Source organism: Citrobacter sp. JUb117 (assembly GCF_024809055.1).
Taxonomy (GTDB): Bacteria; Pseudomonadota; Gammaproteobacteria; order Enterobacterales; family Enterobacteriaceae; genus Citrobacter; species Citrobacter gillenii.
This window is the reverse complement of record NZ_JANUFB010000002.1, coordinates 39,928-60,529: the sequence shown is the minus strand read 5'-3', so window position 1 is coordinate 60,529 and position 20,602 is coordinate 39,928. Positions and strand designations below refer to the sequence as shown.

At 52.4% G+C, this 20,602-nt stretch carries 23 protein-coding genes and 1 riboswitch; of the genes, 12 read left to right on the top strand and 11 right to left on the bottom strand.

Features of this window, described 5'->3' with window-relative positions:
- Positions 1–106: 106 nt before the first annotated feature.
- Positions 107–346, bottom strand: coding sequence for a YobH family protein (locus tag M2374_RS04175; protein ID WP_181689010.1), 240 nt, complete (start codon positions 344–346; stop codon positions 107–109).
- Positions 347–509: 163 nt separating this feature from the next.
- Here M2374_RS04175 and mgrB point away from each other — a divergent pair, with 163 nt between their 5' ends.
- The 6 genes from mgrB to rlmA all read left to right on the top strand — a co-directional run bounded on the left by mgrB (position 510) and on the right by rlmA (position 4,852).
- Positions 510–653, top strand: a complete 144-nt coding sequence (mgrB, locus tag M2374_RS04170) for a PhoP/PhoQ regulator MgrB (RefSeq protein WP_115258239.1) — start codon at positions 510–512, stop codon at positions 651–653.
- A 74-nt stretch (positions 654–727) separates the two neighbouring features.
- Positions 728–1,009: a YebO family protein gene (locus M2374_RS04165; protein WP_117342933.1), complete on the top strand. Its 282-nt coding sequence runs from the start codon at positions 728–730 to the stop codon at positions 1,007–1,009.
- Between the two features lie 639 nt (positions 1,010–1,648).
- Positions 1,649–1,792: a DUF2627 domain-containing protein gene (locus M2374_RS04160; protein WP_003034983.1), complete on the top strand. Its 144-nt coding sequence runs from the start codon at positions 1,649–1,651 to the stop codon at positions 1,790–1,792.
- A 12-nt stretch (positions 1,793–1,804) separates the two neighbouring features.
- Positions 1,805–2,014 (top strand): transcription antiterminator/RNA stability regulator CspE, encoded by a 210-nt coding sequence (cspE, locus tag M2374_RS04155; protein ID WP_001062678.1) that lies wholly within the window; start codon positions 1,805–1,807, stop codon positions 2,012–2,014.
- Positions 2,015–2,233: 219 nt separating this feature from the next.
- Complete coding sequence (ftsI, locus tag M2374_RS04150; RefSeq protein ID WP_181689011.1) at positions 2,234–3,979, top strand: peptidoglycan glycosyltransferase FtsI; 1,746 nt, start codon at positions 2,234–2,236, stop codon at positions 3,977–3,979.
- Between the two features lie 63 nt (positions 3,980–4,042).
- Positions 4,043–4,852, top strand: coding sequence for a 23S rRNA (guanine(745)-N(1))-methyltransferase (gene rlmA, locus M2374_RS04145; protein ID WP_181689012.1), 810 nt, complete (start codon positions 4,043–4,045; stop codon positions 4,850–4,852).
- Here rlmA and mntP read toward each other — a convergent pair.
- From mntP to manX, 5 genes are all read right to left on the bottom strand, one after another.
- Positions 4,849–5,415 carry a manganese efflux pump MntP gene (mntP, locus tag M2374_RS04140; protein WP_181689013.1) on the bottom strand — a complete coding sequence of 189 codons (567 nt, stop codon included), beginning with the start codon at positions 5,413–5,415 and terminating at the stop codon, positions 4,849–4,851. The genes rlmA and mntP overlap by 4 nt on opposite strands.
- Positions 5,416–5,531: 116 nt before the next feature.
- Positions 5,532–5,632, bottom strand: a riboswitch (yybP-ykoY riboswitch).
- A gap of 197 nt (positions 5,633–5,829) precedes the next feature.
- Positions 5,830–6,288: a DUF986 family protein gene (locus M2374_RS04135; RefSeq protein WP_115258242.1), complete on the bottom strand. Its 459-nt coding sequence runs from the start codon at positions 6,286–6,288 to the stop codon at positions 5,830–5,832.
- Between the two features lie 61 nt (positions 6,289–6,349).
- A complete protein-coding gene (locus M2374_RS04130; RefSeq protein WP_096756708.1) occupies positions 6,350–7,201 on the bottom strand; it encodes a PTS mannose transporter subunit IID in 852 nt (283 codons plus the stop codon).
- 12 nt (positions 7,202–7,213) lie between these two features.
- Positions 7,214–8,014 carry a PTS mannose/fructose/sorbose transporter subunit IIC gene (locus M2374_RS04125; RefSeq protein WP_096756709.1) on the bottom strand — a complete coding sequence of 267 codons (801 nt, stop codon included), beginning with the start codon at positions 8,012–8,014 and terminating at the stop codon, positions 7,214–7,216.
- 58 nt (positions 8,015–8,072) lie between these two features.
- Complete coding sequence (gene manX, locus M2374_RS04120; RefSeq protein WP_096756710.1) at positions 8,073–9,035, bottom strand: PTS mannose transporter subunit IIAB; 963 nt, start codon at positions 9,033–9,035, stop codon at positions 8,073–8,075.
- A 263-nt stretch (positions 9,036–9,298) separates the two neighbouring features.
- Here manX and M2374_RS22315 point away from each other — a divergent pair, with 263 nt between their 5' ends.
- Entirely contained in the window at positions 9,299–9,508 is a 210-nt protein-coding gene (locus tag M2374_RS22315) for a protein YoaL (protein ID WP_115258243.1), read from the top strand.
- The gene (yoaE, locus tag M2374_RS04115) at positions 9,496–11,055 is read left to right on the top strand and encodes a CNNM family cation transport protein YoaE (RefSeq protein WP_181506903.1); all 1,560 of its coding nucleotides are present in this window, start codon (positions 9,496–9,498) and stop codon (positions 11,053–11,055) included. Before M2374_RS22315 ends, yoaE begins: the two co-directional genes overlap by 13 nt.
- A 6-nt stretch (positions 11,056–11,061) precedes the next feature.
- Here the strand turns inward: yoaE and M2374_RS04110 are convergent, their stop codons facing one another.
- From M2374_RS04110 to pabB, 4 genes are all read right to left on the bottom strand, one after another.
- A complete protein-coding gene (locus M2374_RS04110) occupies positions 11,062–12,663 on the bottom strand; it encodes an EAL domain-containing protein (protein ID WP_115258244.1) in 1,602 nt (533 codons plus the stop codon).
- A 130-nt stretch (positions 12,664–12,793) separates the two neighbouring features.
- Positions 12,794–14,158 carry an L-serine ammonia-lyase gene (sdaA, locus tag M2374_RS04105; protein ID WP_115258245.1) on the bottom strand — a complete coding sequence of 455 codons (1,365 nt, stop codon included), beginning with the start codon at positions 14,156–14,158 and terminating at the stop codon, positions 12,794–12,796.
- A gap of 183 nt (positions 14,159–14,341) precedes the next feature.
- Positions 14,342–14,920, bottom strand: coding sequence for a CoA pyrophosphatase (locus M2374_RS04100; protein ID WP_115258246.1), 579 nt, complete (start codon positions 14,918–14,920; stop codon positions 14,342–14,344).
- A 3-nt stretch (positions 14,921–14,923) separates the two neighbouring features.
- A complete protein-coding gene (gene pabB, locus M2374_RS04095; protein ID WP_181689014.1) occupies positions 14,924–16,285 on the bottom strand; it encodes an aminodeoxychorismate synthase component 1 in 1,362 nt (453 codons plus the stop codon).
- A gap of 83 nt (positions 16,286–16,368) precedes the next feature.
- Here pabB and M2374_RS04090 point away from each other — a divergent pair, with 83 nt between their 5' ends.
- A complete protein-coding gene (locus M2374_RS04090) occupies positions 16,369–16,554 on the top strand; it encodes a YoaH family protein (RefSeq protein WP_135322157.1) in 186 nt (61 codons plus the stop codon).
- 6 nt (positions 16,555–16,560) lie between these two features.
- On the opposite strand, the gene M2374_RS04085 is transcribed toward M2374_RS04090, so the two are convergent.
- On the bottom strand, positions 16,561–16,905 hold the full coding sequence (locus M2374_RS04085) for a RidA family protein (RefSeq protein WP_096756718.1): 345 nt from the start codon (positions 16,903–16,905) through the stop codon (positions 16,561–16,563).
- Between the two features lie 142 nt (positions 16,906–17,047).
- Between M2374_RS04085 and M2374_RS04080 the strand changes: the two genes are divergently transcribed.
- The 3 genes from M2374_RS04080 (at position 17,048) to M2374_RS04070 (ending at position 20,402) form a co-directional block, all read left to right on the top strand.
- Positions 17,048–18,958, top strand: a complete 1,911-nt coding sequence (locus M2374_RS04080) for an ATP-dependent DNA helicase (RefSeq protein ID WP_096756719.1) — start codon at positions 17,048–17,050, stop codon at positions 18,956–18,958.
- 58 nt (positions 18,959–19,016) lie between these two features.
- Complete coding sequence (gene tsaB / locus M2374_RS04075; RefSeq protein ID WP_115258249.1) at positions 19,017–19,712, top strand: tRNA (adenosine(37)-N6)-threonylcarbamoyltransferase complex dimerization subunit type 1 TsaB; 696 nt, start codon at positions 19,017–19,019, stop codon at positions 19,710–19,712.
- A gap of 105 nt (positions 19,713–19,817) precedes the next feature.
- A complete protein-coding gene (locus M2374_RS04070; protein ID WP_096756721.1) occupies positions 19,818–20,402 on the top strand; it encodes a Slp family lipoprotein in 585 nt (194 codons plus the stop codon).
- The last annotated feature ends 200 nt before the right edge of the window (positions 20,403–20,602 follow it).

Sequence of the window (20,602 nt, the reverse complement as noted above, 5' to 3'; positions counted from 1 at the left end):
TATACGCAATAGGTCAAAAGCCCCAGGTATTTTGTACCGGGGCTTTTTAAATGAGCAAAATTAATACAAGCCGACACCAATAACAGGTAATTTTCTTGCTTCAATATTAACCGTTATCGACAATGAAGGTGCTTTTCCTTAACAGGGGACAGTCCGACAAGCCGATGATACCGCTGCTGGTATGTACGTACTGTGCGGTGCTGGTGCCCCGTGCCGTCAGGTACTTGCATTGCAGACCCAGTCCTGCTGCGTTCTCCTTACTCCCTATCAGCACGCCATAGCCACTCAGTAATAAACCAATCCAAACCAGAGCCAGCAATACAATTGCGCGAATAATCAGACGCATTACAACCTCTTATCTTTTCTCGTTATTATAAGATTAGCTTGTACACTGAATGAAACAAGTGAATCATTCCTAAAAATATTTATGCCGCTAAGGTTAACGTTGGGTTTAGGTAACGCATGATAATTTAGTCGCATAAGATGTGGATTCGGAGAGTGGAGTTGGAGTGAAAAAAATTCGGTGGGTGGTGCTGATCATTGTCGTACTGGTATGCATACTGATGTGGGCGCAGGTGTTCAACATCATGTGCGATCAGGACGTACAATTTTTCAACGGAATTTGTGCCATCAATAAATTTATTCCCTGGTAAGCGCATTTTAGCAACAGTTGATTACCTTCTTGTGCGGCAGTGGTAAACTACGCTGTCTACATTGAGGTGGTAAAATGAACGAAGTTTTGAACTCTGGCGCGCTAAGTTTTGCGTCTTTAGTGGTATCGGTGGTGGTTCTGGTTATCGGGCTTGTGCTGTGGTTCTTCATCAATCGGGCAAGCTCACGAACTAATGAGCAGATCGAGTTACTTGAAGCGTTGTTAGATCAACAAAAACGACAGAACGCATTGCTTCGTCGTCTTTGTGAAGCTAACGAACCTGAAAAAGCCGCAGAACCTGCAGTGAAAAACCAGGATGAAGATGAAAGTATCATTCGCCTGGTAGCAGAACGTTAGTCAACTGAAAGACAGGGTGGGCGTCTGATGACGCTGTTCTCAGATATTCCATCCTGTCGTTAACCCTGTCATATCATTTTCTTCTGCGACCTCCACGCGGTTCGCGCGGTGAACTGTCGATAACGTTCTTCCATCAATTCATGTTGGCCGATTAATTCTGTGCCTGTGCGTGGTGTTAAATATAATTACCCATACGTTAATAATATGATTATGTCATTTTTGTGATAGTGATCGTTTTTATTATCAGCGAAACGTTTCTCTTACTTTTTTTGTGCTTTGTCATCGTTCTTTCATTATTTTTCTGCAAAACCAGAAGACGGATCTCATTTTTACCGTTGTGACAAATTATGCATTACTAAGCATAAAAAATGATATTCAGCACACGGTGCATCAGTGAGTCTGGAACAACCTCACAAGGTGAGCTATGGTAGACATGTCGCGGCTGCTGCGTATGCCAGCCGGGGCAGGGCGGGAGCGGTGAGAATATATCCAGACTCGGTCTGGCGCATAACTGTGCAGTTGTCGTGAGATGAACTTCGGGATTTGTGCGACCGATCGAGACACGTTTAAAAATGGCTTGCCATTATTATCGTTGTATGTGATAACACGTTTTGGGTTAAACGAGGTACAGTTCTGTTTATGTGTGGCATTTTCAGTAAAGAAGTCCTGAGTAAACACGTTGACGTTGAATACCGCTTCTCTGCCGAACCTTATATTAGTGCCTCAAGCAGTAATGTCTCAGTTTTATCTATGTTATGCCTGCGGGCGAAGAAAATACTCTAAGGAATTTTGCAAATGGCAAAGATTAAAGGTCAAGTTAAGTGGTTCAACGAGTCTAAAGGTTTTGGTTTCATTACTCCTGCTGATGGCAGCAAAGATGTGTTCGTACACTTCTCTGCAATCCAGGGTAACGGCTTCAAAACTCTGGCTGAAGGCCAGAACGTTGAGTTCGAAATTCAGGACGGCCAGAAAGGTCCGGCTGCTGTTAACGTAACAGCTATCTGATCGAAACCACTGATTTGAAGCGCTCAGGCGCAGCAATTTCAGATATAAAGCCTCGCATTTGCGGGGCTTTTTAATTCAGATTACGTCAAAGTATTTCAAAATGCCGTCTCATTAGCGCTTTGTTGCAAAGGCGTGATATTCGTAGCATTCTTTTCCCCGCTTTCTGTCGCTAATTCTCGTTAAATCAGTCACCTGAACAACTATCTTGCTGGAGAACAGGTGAAAAAGAAAAACGACGGCGATGCACGCAATTTTACTCCCGTACGTTTTGCCCTGCTTTGCGCGGCAATTTTATTGAGTCTGGGGTTGCTCCTTGGCAGGGTTGCGTGGTTGCAAATCGTCACGCCGACCAGTCTGGTGAAGCAGGAGGACATGCGCTCATTACGTGAAGTAACGACGGCATCACCGCGTGGAATGATTACCGACAGAGAAGGGCGACCGTTGGCGGTGAGCGTACCGGTTAATGCTGTCTGGGCCGATCCTAAGACGATTATTAGCAAAGGTGGTGTCGGGTATAACGAGCGCTGGCAAGCGTTGGCAAAAACGTTGAATTTGTCGCTTAGTTCATTGGCGGAACGCGTTAATAGTAACCCCGCCGGACGCTTTATCTACCTGGCGCGCCAGATTTCACCCCAACAGGCGCAGTGGGTTGATAATCTGAATCTTCCGGGGATTAATCTTCGCGAAGAGTCCCGTCGTTTCTATCCCGCCGGTCACGTTGCCGCGAATTTGATTGGCTTCACCAATATTGATGGCCAGGGTATTGAAGGGGTAGAGAAAAGCTTCAATAGCCAGTTGATGGGCAAACCCGGCTCGCGGTTGGTGCGTAAAGACAAATTTGGTCATGTGATTGAGAACATCACGGAAGTGATGCCGGTACCCGCACATGAGTTACAGCTCAGTATCGATGAACGCTTGCAGACGGTCACCGAGGATGCGCTGGACAATGCCGTGACGTGGAATAAAGCCGAGTCAGGGGCGGCGGTACTGATCAACATCGCCACTGGGGAAATATTGTCGATGGCGAGTTTCCCGGATTTCAACCCCAATAACCGCGACGGTGCGGTGCTGGACGATTTTCGTAACCGCGCGATCAGCGATACCTTTGAGCCAGGATCTACCGTTAAGCCGTTGGTGCTTATGACTGCCCTGCAACAGGGAATTGTACAGCCCGACAGCGTGATTGATACCCACCCCTTTAATCTTGACGGGCACCGTATTCGCGATGTTGGCTATTATCCTGAGTTGTCGCTGACCGGTATTTTGCAAAAATCGAGCGATACCGGCGTGTCACATTTATCATTAGCTATGCCCATTCAGCGATTGTTGGACACCTACAAGAGCTTTGGTTTTGGCGAACCGACAGGTCTAGGGTTGACTGGCGAAAGCAGCGGCTTAATGCCTCAGAGACGTTACTGGAGCAGTTTGGATCGCGCAACCTTTGCCTTCGGCTACGGATTAATGGTCACGCCGCTACAGTTGGCGCACGTTTACGCCACCATTGGCAGTTTTGGCATCTATCGACCGCTGTCCATCACCCGTATCGATCCGCCGGTAATAGGCCGACGCGTCATGTCTGAGGCGTTAGTTCATCAGGTTGAGCATATGATGGAAAGCGTCGCGCTGCCCGGCGGTGGGGGAACAAAGGCTGCGGTACGAGATTATCGCGTGGCGGTAAAAACCGGGACGGCAAAGAAAATTGGCGATGACGGCAAATATGTCGATAAATACGTGGCATACACGGCGGGCGTGGCTCCGGCAAGCGATCCGAAGTTTGCGCTGGTTGTGGTTATCAACAACCCGCAAAATGGGGCGTATTACGGTGGTGCCGTATCGGCCCCCGTCTTTAGTCAGATAATGGGGGATGTGCTGCGTCTGGAAAACGTTAAACCGGATGGCATGCCCGCTGACTCGGAACACTTGCTGGTAATGCAAGGTAATAACGGCGTCTCTCCGGCGCTGTAAGTTATTTTCCCAGGGCGCAATTCGCGTTACACTTGCGCCCTGAAGCCATCTGCCGGAGTTGTCATGTTGTTTTCCTGTCCCCTTTGCCATCAGCCTCTTACTCAAGATAACAGCAGTTTTGCCTGCCCTGGGCGGCATCAGTTTGATGTGGCGAAAGAAGGGTATGTCAACTTACTGCCTGTTCAACACAAACGCTCGCGCGATCCAGGTGACAGTGCGGAAATGATGCAGGCACGTCGGGAATTTCTCGATGCCGGCCACTATCAGCCGCTGCGTGAGGCGATTGTGAATGTTCTCCAGGAAACGTTAACGCCAGGTGACGCGGCGATTCTCGATATCGGCTGTGGGGAAGGGTATTACACGCACGCGTTTGCCGATGCGCTGGCAGGAAGTATGACCTTTGGTCTGGATGTCTCGAAGGTGGCGATCAAGGCCGCAGCAAGGCGTTATCCGCAGGTGACATTTTGTGTTGCGTCAAGTCATCGACTGCCTTTTGCTGATGCTTCAATGGATGCCATTGTCAGGATCTACGCTCCCTGTAAAGCTCTGGAGCTGGCGCGCGTGGTGAAGCCGGGTGGATGGGTGATAACGGCCACGCCGGGCCCGCGCCATTTAATGGAGCTGAAAGGGCTGATTTACGATGAGGTGCGTTTGCATGCGCCACACACGGAACAGCTGGAGGGCTTTGCTCTGCAGCAGAGTATCGCGTTGGGCTATCAGATGCAGCTTAGCGGTAGCGAGGCTGTGGCATTGCTGCAAATGACGCCTTTTGCCTGGCGGGCAAAACCGGAAGTCTGGGAAACGCTGGCGGGGAAAACGACATTTGACTGCCAGACAGACTTTAGTATTCATATCTGGCAGCGTGTGAATTAACCGTGGAAATGTGCCCAGAGGATCTGGGCACCGATACCAATTAGCACCACCCCGCCGAGAATTTCAGCACGTTTACCCAGCATGGGGCCGATAAAACGGCCGATCATCATCCCCAGCGTGGACATAATTAGCGTGGTGCAGCCGATAGCCAGCGCGGTGGCAATAATGTTCACCTGCAGGAAAGCCAGACCGACGCCGACGGCCATCGCATCGAGGCTGGTGGCAATGGCGGTGGTCACCAACAGCCAGAAACCGTGGCGACGCTGCGGCTCTTCATCTTCATCACCGTTATCACGGAAACCTTCGATTATCATTCGTCCACCGAGAAAAATCAGCAGGATGAAGGCAATCCAGTGGTTCCACTCGAGTACGAATTTACTCGCCAGCATGCCCATACCCCAACCAATCAGCGGGGTCAGCGTTTCGACAGCGCCGAAAATTAAGCCAGTGCGCAGAGCTTCAGAGAATTTAGGTTTGTGTAGCGTAGCACCTTTACCAATTGATGCGGCGAATGCATCCATCGACATGCCGAAAGCGAGAAGAACAGTAGCGGTGAGATTCATAACAGCGTCCTGACCGGGGTATCCATTAAACACATCACTGCCCCCAGTAACCATGCACGCCCGAACACGCAGTTCAGGAGACATGCATTGCAGTTGATGTGTCTATGGTCTCGCCTGACTGTATGTTTACAGTCCGTACGCGCCACGCCTTGCGACGAGTATGTTGACACGTACATTTCCGGAGTCTGGAAATCGGCTACTCCCCAATGACGGGCGCAACCTTAACATATTTTGAGAATATAAAACAAGAAACGGGGGGATATTATTTGACTTCTAATTGAAAACGATTTTCATTTAGATTTAATTGTCGGTAATGCGTTAAATTAAATTACAAAAAGAGAACGTGAATATAGCCTGTGCTATGTTTGTTTTACGTCAATATACAAATAACATAGTGCAGGCTATGTTTCTATATCATTGATTTGATATGAGAAGTTTATATATTCTCTCAAGGTCGTCTATATTTCGTACGCGGATCAGCAATCGCCGATGTTCTAATTGCATCACCAGTACGCCATCTTCCGACAAATTCATCTCTTTAATCCGGCTATATTCCACCCAAACATTGGCGAAGAAAAACCCTTTCTGTTTAAAGATGATTTTTGGCGTGCGGATCCAGAACAAATATATTCCCATCAATATCAGCGCACACAATAACCAGGTAGTGAATTGCGCCCCATGGCTGGTGACGTTGTTGTAGATGAGAATCGCGATCAATCCAATGAAGATAACGCTATCGACACGACTACGGGGCAGCAGGGGAACAGCAAGCAGAGTAGGGCCATTACGGCGGGGCATGATGAACTGATCGTAGATGGCAAACGCCAGCAGCGACAGGATAAAAAGAACCAGCACCAGGTCCGTGATAGTCATGAATCCTTAACCCTCTAAATAGAAAAACCGGGAGCAGAGCCCCCGGTATGGTATAGCAGTCTTACAGGCCGAGCAGGCCGACAGCGTAACCCGCGATACCGATGACGAAGAAGCCAACGATAATCCACAGAGCGTTCACTTTCTTACGCAGCAGCCACATACAGGCGAAGGTCAGCAGCAGCGGTACCAGGCCCGGCATCAGCTGGTCAAGGATGGTCTGCACGGTGGTTACGCGAGTCTGACCATCCTGACCGGTGATGGTGGAAACCACCAGCGGGATGTTCACGTGCGTCCACTTATTCACCAAGGCCCCCATGACAAACAGGCCGAGGATTGACGCCCCCTCAGTCAGTTTCTGTAGGAAGCCGCCGCCCATATCTTTAACGATATCGACACCTTTACGATAACCGTAGGCCACACCGTAGTAGCGTGTTGCCAGACGTACCGCGTTGAACAAGATGAAGAACAACAGTGGGCCTAGCAGGCTGCCACTCATCGCGATACCCGCACCGAGGGCGGCAAATACCGGACGCACGGTACCCCAGAAGATCGGGTCACCTACGCCTGCCAGCGGACCCATCAGACCGACTTTGATACCGTTGATGGCACCATCGTCAATCTCTGCACCGTTAGCACGCTGTTCTTCCATCGCCAGCGTTACGCCAAGAACCGGTGCCGCAACATAAGGATGGGTGTTAAAGAATTCCAGGTGACGCTTAATAGCCTGCTTACGCGCGTCGTTGTTCTCCGGGTACAAACGGCGAATTGCCGGTATCATGGAGAAGCAAAAACCCAGCGCCTGCATACGTTCGAAGTTCCATGAACCCTGGAACAGGTTAGAACGAAGGAACACGCCACGAATGTCACTCGGAGTGAGTTTTTTCTCGGTGGTAGTTTTAGTCATATCAACCATTTCGCTCACCTGCTAGTCCAGTTCGTTATCAAGGTCATTGTTGCCAGCAGCTTGCGCTGGCGCACCCGCTACGCGGTTATATTTCGGGCTCAGCTGAATGTAGAGGATGGCCATAACTGCGCCAATCACACCCAGTGCAACCAGGTTAAAGTTGGTAAATGCCGCGGTGACGAAACCGAGGTAGAAGAACGGCATCAGGTAGCCTGCGCGCATCATATTGATGACCATCGCATAACCCACGACGACGATCATACCACCCGCGATGTTCAGGCCGCCGGTGACCACTTCAGGGATGGCGTTGAGCAGGCCCTGGACTTCACTGGTGCCGACAGAAATCGCCACGATAACCGCAGGGATCGCGATACGCATTGCCTGCAGGAACAGCGATGACACATGCAGCCAGGAGAGCGCCGTCAAGTTGCCGCTCTCAGCCGCCTTATCCGCAGCGTGCTGGAAGGCGACGGTGATGGTACGAACGATGATAGTCAGAACCTGGCCAGCTGCTGCCAGCGGGATAGCCAGCGCGATACCGGCACCGATGCTTTGGTGACCTGCGATAACCAGAACGGTAGAAATAATTGAGGCCAGTGCGGCATCTGGTGCAACGGCGGCACCGATGTTCATCCAACCCAGCGCGATCATTTCCAGGGTACCACCGATGATAATACCGGTTTTCATGTCCCCGAGAACGGCGCCAATCAGCGTACAGGCCACCAACGGACGGTGGAACTGAAATTCATCGAGTACCGACTCCATACCCGCGATACATGCGACGATGAACACCAGCACAATCTGAAGAGTGGTAATCTCCATTGTACTTCTCCTATTGCTATACAGACTTAAGTGTGAAAACTAAGTAAATGCCAGCGGGTTATTTCGCTTTGGCAATCAAATCCATCATTTTCAGTTTCTGATCGGTAGAAACCTTACGGGCTTCGAGTTCAATGCCGCGTGCGTTGAGTTTCTTGAAGGCTTCGATGTCTTTTTCATCAACGGAAATCGCGTTGTTAACCTGCGTTTTACCCTGACGGAAAGCCATGCCACCAATGTTTACCGAGGTGATTTTTACGCCACCTTCCACGACACGTTCAACATCGGTCGGGTTGGTGAACAGCAGCATCACACGATCGCCTGCATATTTCGGGTTGTTGTAGACGCGGATCATTTTCGCGACATCCACCACGTGCGCCGTTACGCCTGGAGGCGCAACCTGCGTCAACAGCGTTTTACGCACCGTATCTGCGGCAACTTCATCGCTGACGACGATAATGCGCGTGACGTTGGTTTCTTTGGTCCAGCGGGTGGCTACCTGACCGTGGATTAAGCGGTCATCGATGCGTGCGAGGCCGATGTGCATATAATCGTTCGGACCCATCGGTTTAGCCGGTGCCGCTGCTTTTGCTGCAGCAACTGGGGCCGGAGCGGCTTTTTCTACCGGTTTTGCTTTCAGCGCTTTCACGCCTTCGCTACCGGTTTCTACTGCCAGTGCGACTAATTCATCAAAGCTTGGGTTGTCATCACGCGCCATAAAGGTTTCGACCAGCATGGGAATGTTCACGCCAGCGATCACTTCGTAATGCTCTTTGTCGACGACAATGCGGCTCGCAGCGTTGAACGGGCTGCCTCCCCATGTATCAACGAGAAATAGCACGCCTTTACTGGTATCGAGTTTTGCCAACTGAGCGTTGTACTTTTCGATCAGCGTTTCAGCATTTTCGCCTGGAACGAAATCGATCCAGCCGACGTTTTCCTGCTCGCCTAACAGCATTTCTGCTGTTTTAAGTAACTGCTCTGCAGCCCAACCATGTGTGCCTATTACAATAGCAATGGTCACTTGCTACCTCCTTTATTATCGTTAACACATCGACAACGAGATGTATTTTGAATCGTCGTCCGCAAGCGAATCGATTCAGATAAGGGTTACAATGAAAAACCTATGATTTTCGTGAATTATTTTAGATATCGAAAAAAATAATTTATGTGATGAAGATCCGTAATTTAACTTCCGATTAAAAGAAATTTCGAAGAGTAAAATATCTCCGACACAACTTATTGCAAAGGAAGGTAAATCTTTGCTAAAAACCGGTTGTGTCTGTTATGTTTAGCATATATTTAATTAATCAGGAGTATAGGGCAGTAGCCCACCGTATGGATCGTCACCGACGTCATTTCACCTCGAGGCCGCTTAGCGCCTGTCAGTTTGGCACTTTTTGCCACACACTTTATCTGCATATTGCTTCAACGCCTGAGATGTCCAGGGCGCAGTTTAGCCATTCTTTGAGCAGGAGCTTGTCATGGAATTCTTAATGGACCCGCAGATTTGGGTGGGTTTGCTCACGCTTGTTGTTCTCGAAATTGTTCTGGGTATTGATAACCTGGTCTTTATTGCGATTCTGGCCGATAAGCTGCCGCCTAAACAGCGGGATAAAGCGCGTCTGATCGGGTTGTCGCTGGCGCTGATTATGCGTCTGGCACTGCTGTCCGTGATCTCGTGGATGGTGACGCTGACGAAACCGCTGTTCACGGTGATGGACTATTCGTTCTCGGGGCGTGACCTGATTATGCTGCTGGGAGGTATCTTCCTGTTGTTCAAGGCTACCACCGAACTGCATGAGCGGCTGGAAAACCGTGAGCATGATACCGGCCAGTCAAAAGGCTATGCGAGCTTTTGGGTTGTCGTGACGCAGATTGTGATCCTCGATGCGGTCTTCTCCCTGGATGCGGTGATTACAGCCGTCGGTATGGTGAACCATCTGCCGGTAATGATGGCGGCGGTGGTGATTGCGATGGCGGTAATGCTGCTGGCGTCCAAGCCGTTGACGCGATTCGTGAACCAACATCCGACGGTCGTGGTGCTGTGTCTGAGCTTCTTGTTGATGATCGGTTTGAGCCTGGTAGCCGAAGGGTTTGGCTTCCACATTCCGAAAGGTTATCTGTACGCTGCGATTGGCTTCTCGATTATTATCGAACTGTTTAACCAGATTGCTCGTCGTAACTTTATTCGCCACCAGTCGACGCTGCCGCTGCGTGCACGTACCGCCGAGGCCATTGTGCGCCTGATGGGCGGTAAACGTCAGGCCGGTGTGCAGATTGAGTCTGACAACCCGGTGCCGGTACCCGTTCCGGAAGGGGCATTTGTTGAAGAAGAACGCTATATGATCAACGGCGTGCTGTCGCTGGCCTCACGTTCTTTGCGCGGCATTATGACGCCGCGTGGCGAAATCAGCTGGGTGGATGCAGATCTGAGCGTGGCAGAAATTCGTGAACAGCTGCTCTCTTCCCCACACAGTCTGTTCCCGGTGTGTCGTGGTGAACTGGACGAAATTATCGGTATCGTGCGGGCAAAAGAACTGTTAGTGGCCCTCGAAGACGGCGTAGATGTGGCAGCAATTGCCTCAGCGTCACCGGCCATCGTGGTCCCAGAAACGCTGGATCCGATTAATCTGTTGGGCGTGTTGCGTCGTGCCCGGGGCAGCTTCGTTATCGTTACCAACGAATTTGGCGTTGTTCAGGGTCTGGTGACCCCGCTGGATGTTCTGGAAGCCATTGCCGGTGAGTTCCCGGATGCTGATGAAACACCGGAAATCATCGCCGATGCGGGTGGCTGGCTGGTTAAAGGCGGCACCGATCTGCACGCTCTGCAGCAGGCGCTTGACGTTGATACGCTGGTGGACGAAGACGAAGACATTGCGACGGTGGCGGGGCTGGTTATCGCGGCTAACGGTCACATTCCGCGTGTTGGCGATGTGATTGAGGTTGCACCGCTAAGCATCACCATTGTCGAAGCGAACGACTATCGTGTGGATCTCGTTCGTATTGTTAAAGAGCAATCCGCTCACCACGAAGACGAATAATTTGACCTACCGAAACGGCATAGCAGGCATGATATGCCCGTTATGCCGGGCGGGTGGTGGTGTACTACTGCCCGCCAGCCATTGAGGAAAATCGCGCAGCGGCATCGGCTTGGCATAGAGAAATCCCTGCAATACATTCACGCCATGTCGCCGTAAATGCTGGGCCTGCGCCTGCGTTTCAACCCCTTCAGCTACCAGTTCAATATTCAGTTTTTTCCCCAGTGCGATGATGATGTCAGTAACGGTCGAATTGACGGCATCAGTCCCGATCGCAGAGGTAAAGGATTTATCAATCTTCAGTACATCCGGGCGCAACTTTTCCAGCCACGAGAGCGAGCTGTTGCCGGTACCGAAATCGTCAATGGCCAGTTTTACCCCCAGTCGATGAAGTTCATGCACCAGTCGATAATCGACATCCAGCAGCGCATCGCGCTCGGTCAGTTCAATCACCAGTTGCTGGATGGGATGCTGACTGAACCAGTACTGATTAAGGTCTTTTAACAACATACCGTCACGAAAATGGCTGGCGGCGACGTTGATACCAATATGAAACTGGCTGCTCATTGGGAAAACGTGCCGTTGCTGAATGGTTTCTGCGATGACGTGACGAGTCAGGGGGACAATCAGGTTGTGCTCTTCCGCGATAGGGATGAACACTTCAGGTGAAATCCAGCCTTGGCGCGGGTTATTCCAGCGTAAGAGAATTTCAACGCCCGTACACTGCTGGGTGCTGGCGTTCAGTAGTGGCTGGCAAAATAGCTCAAACTCCCGCTCGGCGAGGGCCAGATTAATCTCCCAGGAAAAACTCATTCTGTTAGCGGTCGCCAGCCAGGCCAGATACCCCACTAATAAGCTGAGCATGACCGCTAACGGTAACTGGGTGGGCAGGTGTCTTAACGCCAGTTCGCTGGCTCCTGGTCCGCTAACGCTGATGGCAAAGGGGAAATGTTGTGATGAAAGTTGGTAGCGTTGTTCGCCGTCACTCTCTGGTAGCTTGTCGACGACGCCTTGTCCGTACAGCAGATGCCGCTTACCGATGGTTAAACTGGCATGTGTAATTTGCGGAGGCTGTGGTTCAAGCAGCATGCCCGACAATAATTCAATATTGACGATCTCCAGCACCCCATCTTCGCCATTGGCAGACGACGGATACCACTGCGTCAGAATAGGGCTGCCCTTAATGAGCGAATGATCGGTGGATAACAGTAGCTGCGGTTCGCGGCTGGGCAATTCAGGTTGCAGCTGCTTGATGGGCACATTGCGATAGCCAAAAATACTCGAACAATAGAGGATGCCACCCTGAACCAGGTTAATAGAGCGCACAGTTTGCAGTCTGGCGGCGTGCTTGCTCAGGGCTAAGCGCGCCACCGAGCAGGGCAGGCCAATTAACGGCAGCAGCACATCACGTCCGGTCCGCAACGGCAGCAGGATATCATCCAGCTCTTCTACAGCATGGTTAGCGAACGTGACGGTGGAGTGATGATTTAAATTACGCTCCGAAATAAATCGGACAGATAATGTAAGAATGAGCGTCAGTAGCGCACAAACTGTGCAGACGATTAAGCGATTACGGCGATAATTTTTGATGATCCGTTGTGCTGTTTGCATGCGGGCCGCCCGATAAGCCGTTGGTCACAGAAGCCAACAGCAACAGAGCAAGTGTAGTGGGGAAAATTACCGTAGACGAGGGAGGGGAAGCAAATTCGCCCATCCGTCGCAGATGGGCGAAAATTAAGTATTAGTCACACTGAACTTTGATCGCCAGGCCACCGCGGGAGGTTTCGCGGTATTTGGCGTTCATGTCCTTGCCGGTTTCGTACATGGTCTCGATGACTTTATCCAGTGAGACGCGCGGGGCGCTGGTACGACGCATGGCCATACGTGCCGCGTTGATCGCCTTCACGGAAGCAATGGCGTTACGCTCAATGCACGGCACCTGGACCTGTCCGGCAACCGGATCGCAGGTTAAGCCGAGGTTGTGTTCCATACCGATTTCGGCAGCCACACATACCTGCTCCGGGCTCGCACCCAGTAACTCTGCCAGACCTGCTGCGGCCATGGAACATGCCACACCGACTTCGCCCTGGCAGCCCACTTCTGCGCCAGAGATAGAGGCATTCATTTTGTACAGCGCGCCAATTGCACCGGCCGCCAGGAAATAGCGGGTATAGATATCCGGGCTGACGGGCTCAATGAAGTGATCGTAATAAGCCAGAACCGCAGGCACGATGCCGCAAGCACCGTTGGTCGGCGCTGTCACAACGCGACCACCCGCGGCGTTCTCTTCGTTTACGGCCAGCGCAAACATGTTCACCCAGTCGATCACGTTCATCGGATCGTTGGAGAGTTTGTCGCTGGAGACCAGCATACGACGCAGGGCAGAGGCACGACGAGGCACGCGCAGCGGCCCCGGCAGAATGCCTTCGGTGTTCATCCCACGATCGATACAGGCCTGCATGGTTTGCCAGACGTTACCAAAATACTCTTCAATTTCTTTTTTGCTGTGCAGCGCAAGTTCGTTCTGCATCACCATGCCAGAAAGCGACAGACCGGTGCTGTTGCAGTACTCCAGCATTTCAGCGGCAGATTTGAACGGATAAGGTACGCTGACCTCATTCGCCGCGTCCTGACCAAAGTGTTCTTCATCAACGATGAAACCACCGCCAATGGAATAATATGTTTTGCTGTAAACAACGGTGTCACCGTTGTAGGCATGAATTTGCATACCGTTTTCATGCAGCGACAGGTTGCTGTTGCGAAAACGCATGCCGTCGTTTTGCGGGAAGTCGACTTCGTGTTGGCCCTGCGCAAGCAGCAGGCGTCCACGCGTTTCTACATCGCGGATAAATCCGGGAATGCTGTCGATGTCCACGGTCGCAGGCTCATAGCCTGCCAGACCCATAATAATGGCGATATCGGTGTGGTGACCTTTACCCGTGAGCGACAGTGAACCATACACGTCGACGGCGACACGAGTAACGCTGTCCAGTAATCCTTTTTCGACCAGGTCATCGACGAACTGTTTACCCGCCTTCATAGGCCCTACGGTATGGGAAGATGAGGGACCGATCCCCACCTTAAACATGTCGAATAGACTAATCACGATAATACTCCTACAGGGCGACTGGGCTTTCCAGTAACGATGTTATAACTGCGCATAGTGTAAGAGGGAACGCGGCGATCGGCTTAACTATTCACATGAATTAAACTAATAGATAACCGCGGTTTTACTAATGTTGTGACCGGCGTTTCAGGTTGTGTCTGCGGTGCGTAAAGATAAGTATAGTCAGGGCTTCACGCCAATTTGCAGCGCCAGCTCACGAATTATCCCGGCGGTCATTCCCCAGACGAAATAATGCTCATACCAGGAAAGCCAGACGCGATGCGAGTCACCCCGACGGTAGATATCTAAGGGGTGATAACGACCCAGATGCAACGCCTGCGCCAGCGGCATTTCGAATACTGCAGAGACTTCATCTTCGCTTGCACGATAGGGCAGATTAGGTGGGATAATACCCACCACTGGCGTGACCTGAAAACCGGTGACGCTATCTACCGGCGGCAGGACGCCAATCACCTCAACGCACGAAGGGGGAATGGCCACTTCCTCCTCGGCTTCTCGCAGCGCGGCGGCAATCAGCGACGCGTCGCTGCTGTCTACAGCTCCGCCCGGGAAGGCAACCTGTCCGGCGTGTTTACGCAAATGCACCGAGCGTTGGGTTAACAGCAATCCCGGCTGTGGGCGGCGAACGACCGGGATCAGCACGGCGGCCTGGCGCTGGTTTAACGCTTCATGATTGACCTGCGGGCGCAGGAGAAGAAAGCGCGATAAAAAGTCATCAAGCGTCAGGCTGCTGTTTTCCACGGTTCAGTTCTCCAGTTGGTGCAAAATACGGTTCACTTTATCAAACGTTTCCTGATATTCCGCGTCTTCCTGACTGTCCGCAACAACTCCACCGCCAGCCGAACAGTAAAGCTGTCCGTCGGTGGCCGTCAGGGTGCGGATGGTAATACTGGTATCCATATTGCCGCAAAAGCTCAGATAGCCGACGCTGCCGCACCAGGCGTTACGTCTGTGTGGTTCCAGTTCGTCAATAATTTCCATCGCCCGCACCTTTGGCGCGCCGGTAATGGAACCACCAGGGAAGGCGGCGCGCAGCAGATCCGTGGCGTGCAGCGATTCCGGCAAACGCGCCGTAATGGTGCTGACCAGATGGTGCACGGCAGGGAAGGGTTCGACAACAAACAGTTCGGGAACCTTGACCGAACCCGGCACGGCAACGCGACCAATGTCGTTACGCATCAGATCCACGATCATCAGGTTTTCAGCACGATCTTTAGGTGAGTTTGCCAGTCTTTGCGCCTGCTGACGATCGGCATCTGGCGAGTCCAGTCGCGGCAGGGTGCCCTTGATGGGGCGCGTCTGGATCTGCCGATTTTCCAACTGAATAAACCGCTCTGGCGACAGGCTGAGGATTGCGCCTTCCTCAAGGCGGATAAATGCACTGAACGGGGCGCGGTTGGCCTGGTTGAGTCGCTCAAAGGCGAGCCACTCATCCCCCTGATACTGCGCCTGAAAACGCTGGGCAAGGTTGACCTGATAGCAGTCCCCGCTGTGAAGATAGCGCTGTACCTGGCGAAACTTTTTGCCGTACTGCGCGCGGCTCATATTGGATTGCCATGTTGACGTTAGCATAAAAGGCTCACGTGTTGGCGCGCGCTGGCTTTCCAGCCAGTGGCGGCGGGCCTGCACATCACCGTGGCTGAGCAGCGACACGGTTTGCCGCTGGTGGTCGACAATCAGTGCCCAGTCGTAAATGCCAACCGCCATATCCGGCAGGGTGATATCACGTTCAGCGACATTTGGCAGCGCTTCGAAGCGTCGGCCCAAATCGTAGCCAAACAGGCCCAGCGCCCCTCCCTGGAAGGGAAGAACGGGATTATAATCGGGCCGTATTGCCAGTGAAGTTAGCGCCGAGCGTAACACCGTCATCGGGTCATCAGGCGTGTGCGTGATTCCATTTTTGTCATGCACTGCGGTGTCTGCATCTCGCGTGACCAGCGTCATCACAGGGTCGGCGACCAGAATATCAAAGCGATTATGCGGGTGGTCGGCGTGCCCCGAATGTAACAGCATCGCCCACGGCAGATGGCTTAAGGTCGAGAAATAGCGTTCAGCGGCGTCCTGACGCCAGGGTAATGTAATTACTGCGGGAGATAACGTTTTCATCAGTCCTGACTCGTTACTACTTTACTGGCTTACTGCCCGGTAGCATGGGATAATTAGCGCAGACAATTTAGCAGGAGTTAACAATGTTTGCAGGTTTACCTTCACTCAGTCATGAACAGCAGCAAAAAGCGGTTGAGCGTATTCAGGAACTGATGTCACAGGGGATGAGCAGCGGCGAAGCGATCACTCAGGTTGCGGCTGAAATTCGCGCCACTCATACCGGCGAACGGATCGTGGCGCGTTTTGAAGACGAGGACGAAGACGAGTAACGCTCGTTACACCGCGGCGATAATCTTGATCTCGACTTTGTATTTCGGGTTCATCAACCCGGCCTGTACGGTACAACGCACGGGCGCGTGACCGGCAACGACCCACGCGTCCCAGGCTTTGTTCATGGCGGCGAAGTCGCTTTTGTCCGTCAGGAAAATGGTCGCGTCAAGAATACGTGACTTGTTGCTGCCCTGTTTTTCCAGCACCGCATCAATTTGTGCCAGCGTGTTGGCCGTTTGTTCAAACGCGTCAGCATCCAGGTTTTCCGGTACGCCGGTGTAATACAACGTGTTGTTGTGAATCACCACGTCTGACCAACGATCCTCGGCATCAATGCGCACGATAGTCATAAATTATTCCTCATTTACGTTTTTATTTAATCGGTTTCTGCTGGCGACAAGACTGCCATAATGTTGTGCCCTCGTCACCTCTTCAACTGGCGAAAGACCCGCTGGCCTGACATAATCCCTGTTCAAATGAACAGGGGGTAGTGTGACGGACGATTTTGCAGCAGACGGTCAATTGGCTAAAGCGATACCGGGTTTTAAACCGCGTGAACCACAGCGACAGATGGCCGTCGCCGTCTCGCATGCCATTGAAAAATCACAGCCGCTTGTCGTCGAAGCCGGGACCGGGACCGGGAAAACTTACGCCTACCTTGCGCCTGCACTGCGCGCCGGTAAGAAAGTGATCATTTCTACCGGATCGAAAGCGCTGCAGGATCAACTCTACAGCCGCGATCTCCCTACCGTGGCAAAAGCGCTGAAATTTACCGGCAAACTGGCGTTGCTGAAAGGGCGCTCTAACTACCTGTGTCTGGAACGCCTTGAACAACAGGCGCTGGCGGGCGGTGACCTGCCGGTGCAAACCTTAAGCGACGTGATCCTGCTGCGCTCGTGGTCGAATCAAACCGTTGATGGCGATATCAGCACCTGCGTCAGCGTGGCGGAAGACTCGCACGCATGGCCGCTGGTGACCAGTACCAACGACAACTGTCTGGGCAGCGACTGCCCACTGTATAAAGACTGTTTTGTCGTTAAAGCGCGTAAAAAAGCCATGGATGCCGATGTGGTGGTAGTTAACCATCATCTGTTTCTCGCTGATATGGTGGTGAAAGAGAGCGGGTTCGGGGAGCTGATCCCGGAGGCAGACGTGATGATCTTCGATGAAGCCCATCAGCTACCGGATATCGCCAGCCAGTATTTTGGTCAGTCGCTTTCCAGCCGCCAACTGCTCGATCTGGCCAAAGACATTACCATTGCCTATCGCACCGAGCTAAAAGATACCCAGCAACTACAAAAGTGCGCTGACCGTCTGGCGCAAAGCGCGCAGGATTTCCGCCTGCAACTGGGCGAGCCGGGCTATCGCGGTAACCTGCGTGAATTGCTGGCCGATCAGCGCGTCCAGCGGGCATTTTTGCTGCTCGATGACACGCTGGAACTGTGCTACGACGTAGCGAAGCTGTCGCTCGGACGTTCAGCGCTGCTGGATGCCGCATTCGAGCGCGCCACGCTGTATCGCGCCCGCTTGAAACGCCTGAAGGAGATCAACCAACCGGGATTCAGCTACTGGTATGAATGCACTTCACGGCATTTTACGCTGGCGCTGACGCCACTCACCGTAGCGGATAAATTCAAAGAGGTGATGGACCAAAAGCCGGGCTGCTGGATTTTTACTTCCGCTACGCTGTCGGTCAACGACGATCTTCGCCACTTTACCGCGCGACTGGGCATTGAACAGGCTGAATCAATGTTGTTGCCGAGCCCCTTTGACTACACGCGACAGGCGCTGCTGTGCGTGCCGCGCAATCTTCCGCAAACTAACCAGCCGGGGGCGGCGCGTCAGCTGGCCGCCATGTTGCGCCCCATTATTGAAGCTAACAATGGGCGCTGCTTTATGCTGTGTACCTCGCACGCAATGATGCGCGACCTGGCGGAACAGTTTCGTGCCACCATGACGCTCCCGGTCCTGCTACAGGGAGAAACCAGCAAAGGGCAGCTATTGCAGCAGTTTGTCAGCGCGGGCAATGCCCTGCTGGTGGCGACCAGCAGCTTCTGGGAAGGTGTGGACGTACGAGGTGATACGCTGTCGCTGGTTATTATCGACAAGCTGCCGTTTACCTCGCCGGACGATCCGCTGTTAAAAGCGCGTATGGAAGACTGTCGGCTGCGCGGCGGCGACCCGTTTGACGAAGTCCAGCTCCCGGATGCCGTGATCACGCTTAAGCAGGGGGTGGGGCGCTTGATTCGTGACGCTGACGATCGCGGCGTCCTGGTGATTTGTGATAACCGGCTGGTCATGCGACCTTACGGTGCGACATTCCTGGCCAGCCTGCCACCGGCACCCCGCACGCGTGACATTGCCCGCGCGGTTCGCTTTCTTGCCATACCAACGACTGAGTAATTTGTTACAGACTGTGCTAAGATACGCGCCAAATTTATTGATCTGATCACGAAGACCCATGCGAATTCTGGCTATCGATACCGCCACAGAGGCGTGCTCTGTCGCCCTGTGGAATGACGGTAATATCACATCTCATTTCGAGCTTTGCCCTCGAGAGCATACCCAACGCATCCTGCCGCTGGTTCAGGATATCCTGACTGCTGGCAATGTCACATTAACGGATATCGACGCTCTGGCGTTTGGCCGAGGTCCCGGTAGTTTCACCGGCGTGCGTATTGGTATTGGTATTGCTCAAGGGTTGGCGTTAGGGGCGAACTTGCCAATGATCGGCGTGTCCACGCTGGCAACTATGGCGCAGGGGGCCTGGCGCAAAAACGGCGCAACGCGCGTGCTGGCTGCAATTGATGCGCGCATGGGTGAAGTCTACTGGGCCGAATACCAGCGTGATGAGAACGGTATCTGGCACGGCGAAGACACCGAAGCGGTATTAACTCCGGAACAGGTTCATGAGCGACTGCTGCAGCTTTCCGGTGATTGGGTAACGGTCGGCACGGGCTGGCCTGCATGGCCTGAACTCGGTAAAGACAGTGGCCTGATGCTGCGCGATGGCGACGTTTTGCTTCCGGCTGCTGAAGATATGTTGCCTCTCGCCACCCAACTGTTCGCCTCTGGAAAGACGGTAGCGGTTGAACATGCTGAACCGGTTTATTTACGTAACACCGTGGCGTGGAAGAAACTTCCCGGAAAAGAATGAATCTTAGTAGTACATCCCCCGATGCTTTCAAACGGGCTCAACGCGATGAATGCGCAGCAGTTTGAAACTCACCGGGGACAGGCGCTGAGATAAGGGAGTCGCAACATGGCGGTTCAGAAATGGGTATTAAAAGGCGTGTTGACGGGCGCATTGGCGTTCATGCTAAGCGGTTGCGTTACCATTCCTGATGCGATTAAAGGTTCAAGCCCAACACCGCAACAGGATCTGGTACGGGTCATGAATGCGCCGCAACTGTATGTCGGACAGGAAGCACGCTTTGGCGGCAAAGTGGTGGACATTCAGAATCAGCAGGGGAAATCCCGACTGGAAATTGCCACCGTGCCTCTCGACAGCGGTGCGCGTCCGATTCTGGGTGAAGCCTCACGCGGGCGTATTTATGCCGATGTTAATGGCTTTCTCGATCCGGTGGATTTCCGCGGACAACTGGTCACCGTCGTAGGGCCTATTAGCGGCACGGTGGACGGTAAAATTGGCAGTACGCCGTATAAGTTCATGCTGATGCAGGTAACCGGTTATAAACGCTGGCATATTACTCAGCAGATCGTGATGCCTCCGCAGCCCATCGATCCCTGGTTCTACGGTGCGCGTGGCTGGCCATACGGCGGCTACGGCGGATGGGGATGGTACAATCCAGGTCCGGCACAGGTTCAGACGATAGTTACAGAATAACTCTTTGATTTATGTATAAAAGAAGCAGCGGCGCGTCCGCTGTTTCTGCATTTATGTGGCTATAAAAAAAATAAATAGTGACGTGCTTCGCAACCTTGTCGTTGTGTAATAAACAAACTGGTACGCTGAGTTAATATTATGTTAACAGTTTGTTTATTGTCTGGGGTTGTGATGACGACGAATACGCATTTTAGAGGTGA

What these genes read in the sequence shown, in the direction of transcription:
- M2374_RS04175 (WP_181689010.1), bottom strand. Translation starts at nt 346, where the DNA reads ATGCGTCTGATTATTCGCGCAATTGTATTGCTGGCTCTGGTTTGGATT.
- M2374_RS04165 (WP_117342933.1), top strand. Translation starts at nt 728, where the DNA reads ATGAACGAAGTTTTGAACTCTGGCGCGCTAAGTTTTGCGTCTTTAGTG.
- M2374_RS04160 (WP_003034983.1), top strand. Translation starts at nt 1,649, where the DNA reads ATGTGTGGCATTTTCAGTAAAGAAGTCCTGAGTAAACACGTTGACGTT.
- cspE (WP_001062678.1), top strand. Translation starts at nt 1,805, where the DNA reads ATGGCAAAGATTAAAGGTCAAGTTAAGTGGTTCAACGAGTCTAAAGGT.
- rlmA (WP_181689012.1), top strand. Translation starts at nt 4,043, where the DNA reads ATGTTGTTTTCCTGTCCCCTTTGCCATCAGCCTCTTACTCAAGATAAC.
- mntP (WP_181689013.1), bottom strand. Translation starts at nt 5,415, where the DNA reads ATGAATCTCACCGCTACTGTTCTTCTCGCTTTCGGCATGTCGATGGAT.
- M2374_RS04135 (WP_115258242.1), bottom strand. Translation starts at nt 6,288, where the DNA reads ATGACTATCACGGACCTGGTGCTGGTTCTTTTTATCCTGTCGCTGCTG.
- M2374_RS04130 (WP_096756708.1), bottom strand. Translation starts at nt 7,201, where the DNA reads ATGGTTGATATGACTAAAACTACCACCGAGAAAAAACTCACTCCGAGT.
- M2374_RS04125 (WP_096756709.1), bottom strand. Translation starts at nt 8,014, where the DNA reads ATGGAGATTACCACTCTTCAGATTGTGCTGGTGTTCATCGTCGCATGT.
- M2374_RS22315 (WP_115258243.1), top strand. Translation starts at nt 9,299, where the DNA reads ATGTTTAGCATATATTTAATTAATCAGGAGTATAGGGCAGTAGCCCAC.
- yoaE (WP_181506903.1), top strand. Translation starts at nt 9,496, where the DNA reads ATGGAATTCTTAATGGACCCGCAGATTTGGGTGGGTTTGCTCACGCTT.
- M2374_RS04110 (WP_115258244.1), bottom strand. Translation starts at nt 12,663, where the DNA reads ATGCAAACAGCACAACGGATCATCAAAAATTATCGCCGTAATCGCTTA.
- pabB (WP_181689014.1), bottom strand. Translation starts at nt 16,285, where the DNA reads ATGAAAACGTTATCTCCCGCAGTAATTACATTACCCTGGCGTCAGGAC.
- M2374_RS04090 (WP_135322157.1), top strand. Translation starts at nt 16,369, where the DNA reads ATGTTTGCAGGTTTACCTTCACTCAGTCATGAACAGCAGCAAAAAGCG.
- M2374_RS04085 (WP_096756718.1), bottom strand. Translation starts at nt 16,905, where the DNA reads ATGACTATCGTGCGCATTGATGCCGAGGATCGTTGGTCAGACGTGGTG.
- tsaB (WP_115258249.1), top strand. Translation starts at nt 19,017, where the DNA reads ATGCGAATTCTGGCTATCGATACCGCCACAGAGGCGTGCTCTGTCGCC.
- M2374_RS04070 (WP_096756721.1), top strand. Translation starts at nt 19,818, where the DNA reads ATGGCGGTTCAGAAATGGGTATTAAAAGGCGTGTTGACGGGCGCATTG.